Origin of the sequence: Pseudomonas sp. 18173 (genome assembly GCF_050432945.1) — a bacterium.
Lineage (GTDB): Bacteria > Pseudomonadota > Gammaproteobacteria > Pseudomonadales > Pseudomonadaceae > Aquipseudomonas.
Genome location: NZ_JBKFTN010000005.1, coordinates 262268 through 274557 on the forward strand (window position 1 = coordinate 262268; position 12290 = coordinate 274557).

The following is a 12290-nucleotide window of genomic DNA, read 5'->3' on the forward strand; positions in this document are numbered from 1 at the left end:
CGCAAATAACTGCAAACCACTGAGGATGTACACGGATGAACATCTCCCGCAGCACGTTTGTGCTGTCCTTTATCGCCTGGTTGCCGCTCGTGGCTACTGCGGCAACAAACCCCACGACACAAGACTTCGTACTCGATAATGGACTCAAGGTTGTCGTGCGCGAGGACCATCGCTCTCCCATTGTCACCGCCCAACTCTGGATCAAGGTCGGCTCAAGCTACGAACCCCCCGGCCAGTCGGGCCTGTCCCACGCCCTCGAACACTTGGTTTACAAAGGCAGCAGCAAGGCCTGCGCCGGAGAGTTCGCGCACATACTGAAGAAGCTTGGCGCCAGTCAAAACGCATTCACCGGCACTGACTTCACGTTTTTTTACCAGACCCTGCCTTCCGGCCGCACAGGTGTCGCTTTCGAAATACTGGCCGACCTGATGAGTACGGCCAAGCTGGATGCACAGGACTTCACGCCGGAGCTCAAGGTCATTCAGGAGGAGCGTCGGATGCGCGTCGATGATGAAATCACCGCGTCGGCTCACGAACGACTGAACAGCATCGCCTACCCGGCCAGCGGCTACCGCACCCCGACAATTGGCTGGATGCACGACCTGCAACGCATGAATGCCGTTCAATTGCAGCAGTGGTATCAGGCTTGGTATTCGCCAGGCAATGCGACGCTGGTAGTCGTTGGCGATGTTGTGCCTGAACGCATCAAGGAGCTGGCACAACAGTACTTCGGCCACCTTGAGAAGCGCGCAATACCTGCAGTTCCTGCACCCGTCGAGCTGGCTTCTGCCGGCGAACGGTCACTGGTCTTGCATGCACCGATATCATCCCCGCGCCTCATCATGAGTTTCAACACGCCAAGCCTGGCCACGGCACAAAATCGCCGGAGCGCTCATGCCTTGCGCTTGCTCAATGTGATGCTGGCCGGGTCCGAAAGCGCGCGAATCAAGCAGCAACTGCAACTGAGCGAGGCAATATTTACCGACGTCCAGGCAGAGTACGACGCCTTCAATCGTGGCGATTCGTTGCTGACCATCAGCACACAGCTCAACCCGGACAAGCTCAACGACGCTGACGAAGCCTCCGCCCGCCTGTGGCAAGTGATCGACTCACTGAAAAGCAAGGCACCGGATCCGGCAGAACTGGAGCGCGCGAAAAACATCCTGATTGCCAATTCGGTTTATGCGCAGGACGACGTGGAGGCACAGGCCAGCACCCTTGGCTTGCTGGAAACCATCGGCCTCGACTGGCGGCTGGCCGATCAGAACACAGATGAGCTGAACCGGGTCACGCCCCAGGACATTCAAAACGCCGCGATCACATTCCTGACACATGAACGCCTGAGTACCGCGAAAATTTTGCCGGAGAAAAACAATGGATAAGTTAAAAGTCGCCATCAACGGATTGATATTGGCCGGAATGCTTATGAGTGGGCAGGTCCTGGCAACCACGATTACGGCACCCAGGAAACCGGCACTGCAATCGCTCAATGAACCTCTGGTCCCGGCAATCCAGCGCCCGCTATCCATCAAGGGTTACAAAACTCACAGCGGGACCAAGATCCTCTTCATCCGCACTCCAGACTTGCCGATGTTCGACGTCCTTGTGAGCTTTGCCGCCGGCAGCGCTCACACACAGCAGCAACCCGGCCTGGCAGCGGTGACTTTCAGCCTTTTGAATGAAGGTGTGGCTGGCAAGGACGCCAACGACATACAAGCGACGTTCGACAACCTGGGTGCAAAGGTGGGTATGGACATAAGCCAGGATCGGACCCTTTTTTCCCTGCGCAGCTTGAGCGACGAAGCCCGGCGCGCTCCGGCCCTGGAACTGTTTGCCCAAGTACTCGGCAAGCCGCTGTTGCCGGAAAAATCCCTGTCTGCGGTGAAATCCCAGTTGCAGTACTTTCTGGACCTTGAAGATGAGTCCCATGCCGTTCAAGCCCGACAAGCGAACCTCACTCAGCTGTTTCCCGACCACGGTTATGCTCAGTCCCTCTACGGAACCAGGGCCGGACTTGCCTCCATTACCCGTCCCCAGGCGCAAGACTTTCATCGCGAGGCTTATGCCGCGGGCAACGCCCAGATCACGCTGGTCGGTGACCTCACCGAGGAAGAAGCCCAGCGCATCGGCGCACAGATATCCGCGGCTTTGCCCCTGGGACCGGCCATTGCCGCGATCCAGCCAATGACGAGTCCGACCGCTCCAGAATCACTGTTAATAGAGCGCCCCTCGACCCAGGTTTACCTGCGACTTGCGCAGCCAAGCGTATTGCGCAGCAGTCCGGACTACGACGCACTTCGGCTGGCCATGCAGATATTCTCCATCCGGTTGGCGAATGAACTTCGTGAACGCCGAGGCCTGACCTACCACGTTGAAGCCGACCTTTCAGCCCTTCAGGCCCAAGGGTTGCTGACCATTCAATTGCAGACCCGACCAGAGCAGGCCGATGCCGTGCTGGCCCATATCAAGACGATGTTCAGCGACTTCCTCGCTCAAGGGCCGACCCAACAGGAACTCGACGACATCCAACTACAACTGTCCGGTAGCGCGCCATTGAACAGTGCCACCAATGCGCAGATTCTGAGCCAGTTGCACGCCATCAGCACCCACAACCTGCCGCTGGAGCTCGACTTCTCCACGCAAGCGGCCTTGAAGCTGAACCTCGCATCCATCAAGAACGCACTCAACCGGCATTCCCACGCTGACCAATGGCGCGTTGTAATCCTGGGACCGAAGACAGATCAACAACCGCTGCCAGCACCGAGCGAAAGCGCAACCAATGCCATATGTCGCGCACCTGACGAGATTGTGGCAAGTTAGCTACCCACGACGACGCGTTCGCAGTGATGTACCGCCGCGTTTTCGGGCAGGCTCATGAACACTTTTTCCGAGAATCGCTGTGCACTCCGGACTGGCCCAATCACCGCCCTTCACCCCCGCCTTCGGCCTCGGCAATCCGCACTTGCAAACCTTGTGGGGGCCGCTGTGGCGCAAGACAGTGCATCTTGATCGCGAGCGCGAACGCCTGTGGCTTGAAGATGGCGACTTCCTCGATCTGGACTGGCACGGCCCGCACAGCGCCGACGCGCCTTTGGTGCTGGTGCTGCACGGGCTCACCGGTTCGTCGAATTCGCCTTACGTGGCCGGTATGCAAAAAGCCCTGGGCGACCGCGGCTGGGCCAGCGCCGCGCTGAACTGGCGCGGTTGCTCGGGCGAACCCAACCTGCTGCCGCGCAGCTACCATTCCGGCGCCAGTGAAGACCTGGCCGAAACCATCAGGCACCTGCGGGCCAAACGGCCTCTCGCGCCACTGTATGCGGTGGGTTACTCATTGGGTGGCAATGTTTTGCTCAAGCACTTGGGCGAAACCGGCAGCGACAGCGGCGTGACGGGGGCCGTGGCGGTGTCGGTGCCGTTTCGCCTGGACCAGTGCGCCGACCGGATCGGCCAAGGCTTCTCCCGGGTCTACCAGGCGCACTTCATGCGCGAAATGGTCGCCTACATCAAGAACAAACAGCGACAGTTCCAGCACGATGGGCGCGAGGAAGGCCTGGCAGCCCTGGCGGCCCTCGGATCACTGGAAAACATGCGCACGTTCTGGGATTTCGATGGCCGGGTAACCGCGCCGCTGAACGGTTTCGCCGATGCCGAGGATTACTATCGCCGGGCCTCCAGCCGCTATTTTCTCGGCGAAATTCATACACCGACCTTGATGATCCAGGCCGCCGACGACCCCTTCGTGTTTCCCCACAGCCTGCCGCACGTCGATGAGTTGTCCGCTTGCACGCAATTGGAACTGCAAGCCAAGGGCGGGCATGTCGGCTTCGTCGACGGCACGCTCAGGCAACCGGGTTACTACCTGGAACGGCGCATCCCCGAGTGGCTGGCCGCCGTCGGGGGCGCTTGAATCATGGACACGGATCAGGGCGAGTCGATCCACTTCTGGCAAACCCCGCCACTGGCCGGGGTCGAGTTGCTGTCCGCCCGCTACATCGATCATCGCTTCGCCCCCCATGTGCATGACGGCTATGTGATCGGCATGATCATGGCCGGCGCCCAGCGTTATCGCTATCGCGGCGCCGAACACCTGGCGGGCAGCGGCACACTGGTGCTGATCAACCCCGATGAACTGCACACCGGCCACAAAGGTACCGAGGATGGCTGGCTGTACCGGGCGTTTTATCCGGACAGCGAACAGATACTCTCGCTGCTGGCCGAACTCGATCTGCCAACCCACAACCCGCCAGCCTTCGGCGCCACGCTGTATCGCGACCAGGATCTGGTGAGCGGTTTCTGCCAATTGCACCGCCTGCTGGAAAGCCCTGCCACCGCGCTGCAGCAGCAAACCGCCTGGCGCGAGCTGATGCTGTCGCTGTTACAACGCCATGCGGCGGTCCCCGATGCCGCCAAACCCGGCAAGGAACATCGGGCCGTGAGCCTGGCCAAGGAATTGCTGCACGCGCAGCTGGCAGCACCGCCCTCACTGGAGACGCTGGCGGCGGCGGTCAACCTTTCGCCCTTCCATTTCGCCCGGGTGTTCCGCCGGGCCACCGGCATGCCGCCGCACACCTGGCTGATGCAGCAGCGCATCGCCCGGGCGCGAGGGTTATTGCAAAGTGGTTGTTTGCCGCTGGAGGTCGCGACGCAACTGGGATTTGCCGACCAGAGCCATCTGAGCCGGCAGTTCAAGCAGGTGTATGGGGTTGGCCCGGGGGCGTATCGCACAGCCCGGCAATTACCCGGATCCTGATAGCGACGAAAAACCAATGTGGGAGCGGGCTTGCTCGCGAAAGCGGTGGATCAGTCGACATCTTCTTTGACTGTCACACCGCTTTCGCGAGCAAGCCCGCTCCCACAAGGTTATGTGGTGTGTTTATTCGCCTGTGGCGACGCCTCGCGCAGGTTCGTTGATCCATTCACTCCACGACCCGGCATACAACGAAGCCAACGGATAACCGGCCAGGCACAACGCAAACAGGTTGTGGCACGCCGTCACGCCGGAACCGCAGTACGCCACCAGCTCATTCGGCGAACGATCACCCAGTTTGGCGGCAAAACGCTGCTTGAGCTGATCGGCCGGCAGGAAGCGCCCGTCACTGCCCAGGTTGTCGGTAAATGCTGCGCACTGGGCACCGGGAATGTGTCCGGCTACCGGATCGATCGGCTCCACTTCCCCCTTGAAACGCGGCAGTGCACGGGCATCGAGCAGGGTCAGCTCCGGCCGGGCGAGGCGCTTTTGCAGTTTCTCGGCACTGATCAGCAACGCTGTGTCAGGGCTGCCGGTGAAAGAGCCACGGGCGATGGACGGCGCATCCAGGCTCAGTGGCAAGCCGGCCGCATGCCAGGCCTTGAGACCGCCATCGAGGATGAATACACCGTCGCGCTTGCCCAACCACGCCAGCAACCACCAGGCCCGCGCCGCATAGGCACCCGGACCGTCGTCATACAGAACCACTTCGCTATCGGCATTGATGCCCCAGGCTTGCAGGCGCTCGATCAATTGCGCCGGCTCGGGCAATGGATGACGCCCGGTCACGCCCTTGACCACGGTGCCACTCAGATCACGCTCAAGGTCGGCATAGCTCGAGCCGGCGATGTGCCCTTGCGCATAGCTGCGATGGCCGTAATCCGGGTCTTCGAGAGCAAAACGACAATCCAGAATCACCAGCCCCGGCTGGTCCTTTTTCAGGTCCAGTGCTTGCGGGCTGATCAGTTGCGCAATGGGCATAGCGGGCTCCTGTGATGTTTATCGGCTTTCGATCCTACGACACTTCCTCAAGCGCCTGGGCCAGGGGGACGTAAAACTCTTCGAACAAGGCGTTGACTGCATCGCGGGCCAGATCCGTGACAAACCCGGCTTCCAGCACCAGCACCTGATACACCCCGCGTTTAATGGCCTGTTCGCTCAAGTGGCTGGAGTTCTCCCGCGTGGTGCACAGGAAGCGTACCCAGGACGTGAGGATGATCCAGGCATTGAGCGTCAGGGATTCGATCTGCACCTTGTCCATCTTCAGGATGCCGGCAGCGACAAAACCTTCGTAGATCGCCGCCCCCTGGATCAGGCAGCGCTGGGAGAAGCGTCGATAGCGGTCGGCCAGGTCCGGATCGCTGTCGAGCAGATGTTCGAGATCGCGATGCAGAAACCGGTAGCGCCACATCGCCGACAGCAACTCCTTGAGATAGAAGCGCTTGTCTTCCACCGTGGCGGCACGACCCTGGGGCGGGCGCAGGAAGCTGTCCACCAGGCTTTCGTACTCGCTGAACAGCACGGCGATGATCGCCTGCTTGTTCGGGAAGTGGTAGTACAGGTTGCCCGGAGAAATTTCCATGTGGGCAGCAATGTGGTTGGTGCTGATGCTGCGCTCGCCCTGTTGATTGAACAGCTCCAGGCTGTTCTGCACGATGCGCTCGCTGGTTTTGATCCGTGGGGCCATGGCTTGAGCTTTAATTCAGAGTGCGTTGACGGGCATCTTAGATCTATCCGCGAGCGGATAAAACAAAGCTGTTCCAGGATGTCATTTGACTTTTTAGAGCATAGACTCTAAAAGGTGCTTCATTACAATAAATCCGGAGCCGACCATGACCGCTGACATTTCCTACATGCAGAACCTTCAGCAGCCGCTGGAAGCGCTTCAGGCCCTGTTTGTCGCCCAGCGTGCCGCGTACGCCGCCAACCCGATGCCACCTGCTGCGCAGCGTCAGCAATGGCTCAAGGCGCTAAAGGATTTATTGAGCAATGAACGCCAGGCGCTGATCGACGCGATCAGCCAGGACTTCAGCCATCGCAGTGCCGATGAAACCCTGCTCGCCGAACTGATGCCCAGCCTGCACGGCATCCATTACGCCAGCCGCCACCTCAAGGGCTGGATGCGCGCTTCACGGCGCAAGGTCGGCGTTGCCTTCCAGCCGGCGTCGGCGAAAGTGGTCTACCAGCCGCTGGGCGTGGTCGGGATCATCGTGCCGTGGAACTACCCGCTGTACCTGGCCATCGGTCCGCTGGTCGGCGCGTTGTCGGCGGGCAACCGGGTGATGCTCAAGCTCAGCGAATCAACGCCCGCGACCGGCCTGCTGATGAAGCAACTGCTGGCGCGGATTTTCCCCGAAGACCTGGTTTGCGTGGTCCTGGGCGAGGCTGACATGGGCGTGGCGTTTTCACGCCTGCCGTTCGATCACCTGCTGTTCACCGGCGCCACCAGCATCGGCAAGCACGTGATGCGCGCCGCCGCGGAAAACCTGACCCCGGTGACCCTGGAGCTGGGCGGTAAATCCCCGGCCATCGTTTCTCGCGACGTACCGCTCAAGGACGCCGCCGAGCGTATCGCCTTCGGCAAGACCCTGAACGCCGGCCAGACCTGCGTGGCCCCGGACTATGTTCTGGTGCCGGAGGACCGTGTCGGCGGTTTCGTCGAAGCCTATCGCAGCGCTGTCCGCGGGTTTTATCCGACGCTGGCGGACAACCCGGACTACACCGCGATCATCAATGAACGACAACTGACGCGCCTCAACGGTTACGTCAGCGACGCCACCAGCAAGGGTGCGCTGCTGATGCCACTGTTCGACCAGGGCCAGGGCCGCCGCATGAGCCATAGCCTGCTGCTCAATGTCACTGACGACATGACGGTGATGCAGGACGAAATCTTCGGGCCACTGTTGCCGATCGTGCCGTACAAGGATCTGGACCAGGCCTTTGCCTACATCAACCAGCGCCCTCGCCCACTGGCGCTGTATTACTTCGGTTATGACAAGCGCGAACAACAGCGCGTACTGCACGAAACCCATTCCGGCGGCGTGTGCCTGAACGACACGCTGCTGCACGTCGCCCAGGACGACATGCCGTTCGGCGGCATCGGCGCCTCGGGCATGGGCCATTACCACGGCCATGAAGGCTTCCTCACGTTCAGCAAGGCCAAAGGCGTATTGATCAAACAGCGGTTCAACGCGGCGAAGCTGATCTACCCGCCGTACGGCAAATCCATCCAGAAGCTGATCCAGAAGCTGTTCATCCGCTAACGATCGTCACCGTCAGGTAATAACAATAATGAACCAAAGCCTGTCCGAATCACCCGCGCTGTCACGGCGCGGGTTGCTTAAATTCAGCCTCGGCGCCACAGCGTTCCTCGCCACCGCCGGGCTCGGAGCCAGCCTCAGCGGTTGTTCGTCGAGCGACCCGGCCAGTGGTTTCACCACGTTACGCAGCGGCGACCTGCCGTTTTTGCGGGCGTTGATTCCGGTGATGCTCGAGGGTGCCGTGACCTCCGAACGGATGCCCGAGGCTGTCGAAGGCACACTGAAAAACCTGGATTACAGCCTCGCCCACCTGTCGCCGGAAATGCTCAAGCTGACTCGGCAACTGTTCGATGTGCTTGGCATGGCCGTGACCCGCGGCCCGCTGACCGGAATCTGGGGCAGCTGGGAAAACGCCAGCGCCGACGATATCCGGCATTTTCTCGAGCGCTGGGAAAACAGCTCGTTGAGCCTGCTGCGCATGGGCCACAGCTCCTTGCTGCAACTGGTGATGATGGCCTGGTACGGGCGCAAGGAGTCGTGGGCGCATTGCGGATATCCCGGACCGCCAACGGTTTGAAACTGAGTCGACCCCTTCGCGAGCAAGCCCGCTCCCACATTGACCGCGTGACCCTGTGGGAGCGGGCTTGCTCGCGAAGGCGTCAGTCCTGTCACCCCCAGTACCCAGATCCTAATAAAAAGAGAACCCGAAGATGCCCGTACCCGACCCGTTTCGCGAAGGCATGGCCCGAGGCTGGAAAACCCACGACGGCTCGCAACTGACCCAGGACCTGACACTCGAAGCGGATGTGGCGATCATCGGCAGCGGTGCCGGCGGCGGCACCACGGCCGAAATCCTCAGCGCGGCCGGCTACAAGGTGTTGTTGATCGAGGAAGGTCCGCTCAAGACCAGCAGCGACTTCAAGATGCTCGAAGACCAGGCCTACGCCAGCCTTTATCAGGAAGGCATCGGCCGCATGAGCAAGGACGGGGCGATCACCATCCTCCAGGGCCGGGCGGTGGGCGGCACCACGTTGATCAACTGGACCTCCAGTTTCCGCACCCCGGAGCCGACCCTGGAGCACTGGGCCAAAGAGCACAACGTCAAGGGCCACAGCCCGGCGGACATGGCGCCGTGGTTCGAGAAAATGGAGCAACGCCTGGGCGTCGCACCGTGGATGGTGCCACCCAATGCCAACAATGATGTGATCCGCCAGGGCTGCCAGGCGCTGGGCTACAGCTGGCACGTCATCCCGCGCAACGTTCGCGGCTGCTGGAACCTCGGGTACTGCGGCATGGGCTGCCCGACCAACGCCAAGCAATCGATGATGGTCACCACCATTCCAGCCACCCTGGAAAAAGGCGGCGAGCTGCTTTACCTGGCCCGCGCCGAAAAACTCATGATCAGCGGCGACAAGGTTACCAGCCTGCAATGTTCGGCGATGGATGAACGCTGCGTCGCACCGACCGGGCGCACTATCACGGTCAAGGCGCGGCATTTCGTGCTGGCCGGGGGTGGCATCAACAGCCCCGCCTTGCTGATGCGCTCCGGGGCACCCGACCCGCACAAGCGCCTTGGAAAACGTACATTCCTGCACCCGGTGAACATGTCTGCCGCGTTGTTCGACGAAGTGGTCAACCCGTTCTACGGCGCACCACAGTCGATCTATTCCGACCATTTCCAGTGGCAGGACGGCACCACCGGCAAGATGTCCTACAAACTGGAAGTCCCGCCCCTGCACCCGGCGCTGGCCACGACACTGCTCGGTGGTTTCGGCCAGGAAAACTCGCAGCACATGGCCGATCTGCCCCATACCCACGCCATGCTGGCGTTGCTGCGGGACGGGTTTCATCCGGACAGCCCCGGCGGCAGCGTCGAATTGCGCAGCGACAACACGCCGGTGCTGGATTACCAGCTCTCGCCGTACGCCTGGGATGGATTGCGCCGGGCGTTCCATACCATGGCCGAGATCCAGTTTGCCGGTGGCGCCAAGGCCGTCATGCCGATGCACGCCGATGCCCGTTACGTGAAGACCCTCGCCGACGCCCGCTCGCTGATCGACGGCCTGATCCTGGAGTTGTACCGCACACGCCTGGGCAGCGCCCATGTGATGGGCGGTTGTGCCATGGGCGAAAGCCCGGAAACTGCGGTGACCGACAGCCTCGGCCGGCATCATCAACTGGGCAATCTGTCGATCCACGACGGCTCGCTGTTCCCCACCAGCATTGGCGCCAACCCGCAGCTGTCGGTCTACGGACTGACGGCGCAACTGGCGACATCCCTGGCCGATCGTTTAAAAAACCCATGAAAATGACGATAATTCCCATCGTCTATAGTGCTTTCTTACCCAACAGGCGACTTGGCCGACCGGGAAGGCTGCGATACCATCCGACTCCCCAACGGATTCCCGCCAGGACGACGCGATGAACCGAGTGTTGTACCCAGGTACCTTCGACCCTATTACCAAGGGCCATGGCGATCTGGTCGAACGCGCCTCGCGCCTGTTCGATCACGTGATCATCGCCGTTGCCGCGAGCCCGAAGAAAAACCCGCTGTTTCCTCTGGAACAACGGGTAGAACTGGCGCGCGAGGTCACTAAACATCTGCCGAACGTTGAAGTCGTCGGCTTCTCGACGCTGCTGGCGCACTTCGCCAAAGAGCAGAATGCCAACGTGTTCCTGCGTGGTTTGCGCGCGGTGTCGGACTTCGAATACGAATTCCAGCTGGCCAACATGAACCGCCAGCTGGCGCCGGATGTGGAAAGCCTGTTCCTGACCCCGTCCGAACGTTATTCCTTCATCTCCTCGACGCTGGTCCGTGAAATTGCTGCCTTGGGCGGCGATATCACCAAGTTCGTGCACCCTGTGGTGGCGGACGCCCTGACCGAACGCTTCAAGAAGTAGGAGCGAGCTTGCTCGCGATGGGCGTCAACGATAACGCTGGAAACCTGACACCCCGCGGCGCTCTCAGGTTTTTCGCGAGCAAGCTCGCTCCTACGGCGCCAATGCGGCACAATTAAGCGCATTGGTTTATTGCGCCCGGGCCTGCCGCCCCGGCTGGAGTTAGCATGTCCCTGATCATCACCGACGATTGCATCAACTGCGACGTCTGCGAACCCGAGTGCCCGAACGCCGCCATTTCCCAAGGCGAAGAGATCTACGTGATCGACCCGAACCTGTGCACCCAGTGTGTCGGCCATTACGACGAACCGCAGTGCCAGCAGGTCTGCCCGGTGGATTGCATTCCACTGGACGAAGCTCATCCGGAGACTGAAGAACAGTTGATGGAGAAGTACCGCAAGATTACCGGTAAGGCTTAAGTCTTCCAGCGCCTGTCAGGCCGCCTTCGCGAGCAAGCCCGCTCCCACATTTGGAATGCGTTCCCCCTGTGGGAGCGGGCTTGCTCGCGAAGGCGTCATAAGCCTCACTGAAGCTGTAACTGGCGATCAGCTCTGACAGCGCGGGCAAAAAACGCTGGCGCGCTGCCCCAGCTTCACTTCCCGCAGGCCCGTGCCACAGACTTTGCAGTGCTCGCCGCCGCGACCGTACACGAACAATTCCTGCTGGAAATAACCAGGCTGACCGTCACCACCGATAAAGTCCCGCAACGTGGTACCGCCGCGCTCGATGGCAGCCGCCAGGATGCGCTTGATCTCGATGGCCAGCTTCAAATACCGCGCACGGGAAATGCTCTTGGCTTCGCGGCGCGGGTCGATTCCAGCGGCGAACAACGCTTCGGTCGCATAGATATTGCCGACGCCCACCACCACCGCGTTATCCATGATGAACGGCTTGACCGCCATCGAACGCCCACGGGACAGCTGAAACAGGCGCTCGCCGTCGAACAGGTCGGTCAGGGGTTCCGGCCCCAGGCGGATCAGCAATTCATGATTGAGCGGATCGAGGCTCCAGAGCATTGCGCCGAAGCGCCTCGGGTCGGTGTAACGCAGGGCCAGGCCCGACTCCAGCTCGATGTCCACATGCTCATGCTTGGCCGCCGGCAACCCGGCCTCCACCAGACGCAAATTGCCTGACATGCCCAAATGGCTGATCAAGGTACCGACTTCGGCATTGATCAGCAGGTATTTGGCGCGCCGCTCCACCAGTACGATGCGCTGCCCGGACAACCGCACATCGAGGTCTTCGGGAATTGGCCAGCGCAAGCGACGATCACGCACGATCACCCGGCTGACACGCTGGCCTTCCAGGTACGGTGCGATGCCGCGACGGGTGGTTTCGACTTCTGGCAATTCAGGCATGGTGCTCTCGGATCAGGCTCGTGGCCT

General features: G+C 61.0%; 12 protein-coding genes. 9 read left to right on the plus strand and 3 right to left on the minus strand.

From position 1 onward, the window contains the following. The first annotated feature begins 35 nt into the window (after nt 1-35). The 4 genes from ACLD1X_RS08240 (at nt 36) to ACLD1X_RS08255 (ending at nt 4750) form a co-directional block, all read left to right on the plus strand. Entirely contained in the window at nt 36-1382 is a 1347-nt protein-coding gene (locus ACLD1X_RS08240; RefSeq protein WP_429366886.1) for a M16 family metallopeptidase, read from the plus strand. Further along, the gene (locus tag ACLD1X_RS08245) at nt 1375-2820 is read left to right on the plus strand and encodes a M16 family metallopeptidase (protein ID WP_429366887.1); all 1446 of its coding nucleotides are present in this window, start codon (nt 1375-1377) and stop codon (nt 2818-2820) included. The genes ACLD1X_RS08240 and ACLD1X_RS08245 overlap by 8 nt, the downstream gene beginning before the upstream one ends. 91 nt (nt 2821-2911) lie before the next feature. Further along, nucleotides 2912-3907 carry a hydrolase gene (locus ACLD1X_RS08250; RefSeq protein ID WP_429366930.1) on the plus strand — a complete coding sequence of 332 codons (996 nt, stop codon included), beginning with the start codon at nt 2912-2914 and terminating at the stop codon, nt 3905-3907. Nucleotides 3908-3910: 3 nt separating this feature from the next. Beyond that, on the plus strand, nt 3911-4750 hold the full coding sequence (locus ACLD1X_RS08255) for an AraC family ligand binding domain-containing protein (RefSeq protein WP_429366888.1): 840 nt from the start codon (nt 3911-3913) through the stop codon (nt 4748-4750). Nucleotides 4751-4873: 123 nt separating this feature from the next. Here the strand turns inward: ACLD1X_RS08255 and ACLD1X_RS08260 are convergent, their stop codons facing one another. Beyond that, on the minus strand, nt 4874-5728 hold the full coding sequence (locus tag ACLD1X_RS08260) for a sulfurtransferase (RefSeq protein ID WP_429366889.1): 855 nt from the start codon (nt 5726-5728) through the stop codon (nt 4874-4876). Nucleotides 5729-5762: 34 nt separating this feature from the next. Continuing rightward, on the minus strand, nt 5763-6434 hold the full coding sequence (locus ACLD1X_RS08265; protein ID WP_413703860.1) for a TetR/AcrR family transcriptional regulator: 672 nt from the start codon (nt 6432-6434) through the stop codon (nt 5763-5765). 145 nt (nt 6435-6579) lie between these two features. Here ACLD1X_RS08265 and ACLD1X_RS08270 point away from each other — a divergent pair, with 145 nt between their 5' ends. From ACLD1X_RS08270 to ACLD1X_RS08290, 5 genes are all read left to right on the plus strand, one after another. Then, entirely contained in the window at nt 6580-8010 is a 1431-nt protein-coding gene (locus tag ACLD1X_RS08270; RefSeq protein WP_429366890.1) for a coniferyl aldehyde dehydrogenase, read from the plus strand. 28 nt (nt 8011-8038) lie between these two features. Further along, entirely contained in the window at nt 8039-8584 is a 546-nt protein-coding gene (locus tag ACLD1X_RS08275; RefSeq protein ID WP_429366891.1) for a twin-arginine translocation pathway signal protein, read from the plus strand. A gap of 133 nt (nt 8585-8717) precedes the next feature. Beyond that, on the plus strand, nt 8718-10313 hold the full coding sequence (locus ACLD1X_RS08280) for a GMC family oxidoreductase N-terminal domain-containing protein (RefSeq protein WP_429366892.1): 1596 nt from the start codon (nt 8718-8720) through the stop codon (nt 10311-10313). A gap of 115 nt (nt 10314-10428) precedes the next feature. Next, nucleotides 10429-10908 (plus strand): pantetheine-phosphate adenylyltransferase, encoded by a 480-nt coding sequence (gene coaD, locus ACLD1X_RS08285; RefSeq protein ID WP_007939322.1) that lies wholly within the window; start codon nt 10429-10431, stop codon nt 10906-10908. A 164-nt stretch (nt 10909-11072) separates the two neighbouring features. Then, nucleotides 11073-11324 carry a YfhL family 4Fe-4S dicluster ferredoxin gene (locus ACLD1X_RS08290; RefSeq protein ID WP_003195146.1) on the plus strand — a complete coding sequence of 84 codons (252 nt, stop codon included), beginning with the start codon at nt 11073-11075 and terminating at the stop codon, nt 11322-11324. Between the two features lie 126 nt (nt 11325-11450). Here ACLD1X_RS08290 and mutM read toward each other — a convergent pair whose 3' ends face one another. Continuing rightward, nucleotides 11451-12263, minus strand: coding sequence for a bifunctional DNA-formamidopyrimidine glycosylase/DNA-(apurinic or apyrimidinic site) lyase (gene mutM, locus ACLD1X_RS08295; protein ID WP_413703856.1), 813 nt, complete (start codon nt 12261-12263; stop codon nt 11451-11453). Between the last annotated feature and the right edge of the window lie 27 nt (nt 12264-12290).

Coding starts and splice junctions, on each gene's coding strand:
- ACLD1X_RS08240 (WP_429366886.1), top strand. CDS start 36: ATGAACATCTCCCGCAGCACGTTTGTGCTGTCCTTTATCGCCTGGTTG.
- ACLD1X_RS08245 (WP_429366887.1), top strand. CDS start 1,375: ATGGATAAGTTAAAAGTCGCCATCAACGGATTGATATTGGCCGGAATG.
- ACLD1X_RS08255 (WP_429366888.1), top strand. CDS start 3,911: ATGGACACGGATCAGGGCGAGTCGATCCACTTCTGGCAAACCCCGCCA.
- ACLD1X_RS08260 (WP_429366889.1), bottom strand. CDS start 5,728: ATGCCCATTGCGCAACTGATCAGCCCGCAAGCACTGGACCTGAAAAAG.
- ACLD1X_RS08265 (WP_413703860.1), bottom strand. CDS start 6,434: ATGGCCCCACGGATCAAAACCAGCGAGCGCATCGTGCAGAACAGCCTG.
- ACLD1X_RS08270 (WP_429366890.1), top strand. CDS start 6,580: ATGACCGCTGACATTTCCTACATGCAGAACCTTCAGCAGCCGCTGGAA.
- ACLD1X_RS08275 (WP_429366891.1), top strand. CDS start 8,039: ATGAACCAAAGCCTGTCCGAATCACCCGCGCTGTCACGGCGCGGGTTG.
- ACLD1X_RS08280 (WP_429366892.1), top strand. CDS start 8,718: ATGCCCGTACCCGACCCGTTTCGCGAAGGCATGGCCCGAGGCTGGAAA.
- coaD (WP_007939322.1), top strand. CDS start 10,429: ATGAACCGAGTGTTGTACCCAGGTACCTTCGACCCTATTACCAAGGGC.
- ACLD1X_RS08290 (WP_003195146.1), top strand. CDS start 11,073: ATGTCCCTGATCATCACCGACGATTGCATCAACTGCGACGTCTGCGAA.
- mutM (WP_413703856.1), bottom strand. CDS start 12,263: ATGCCTGAATTGCCAGAAGTCGAAACCACCCGTCGCGGCATCGCACCG.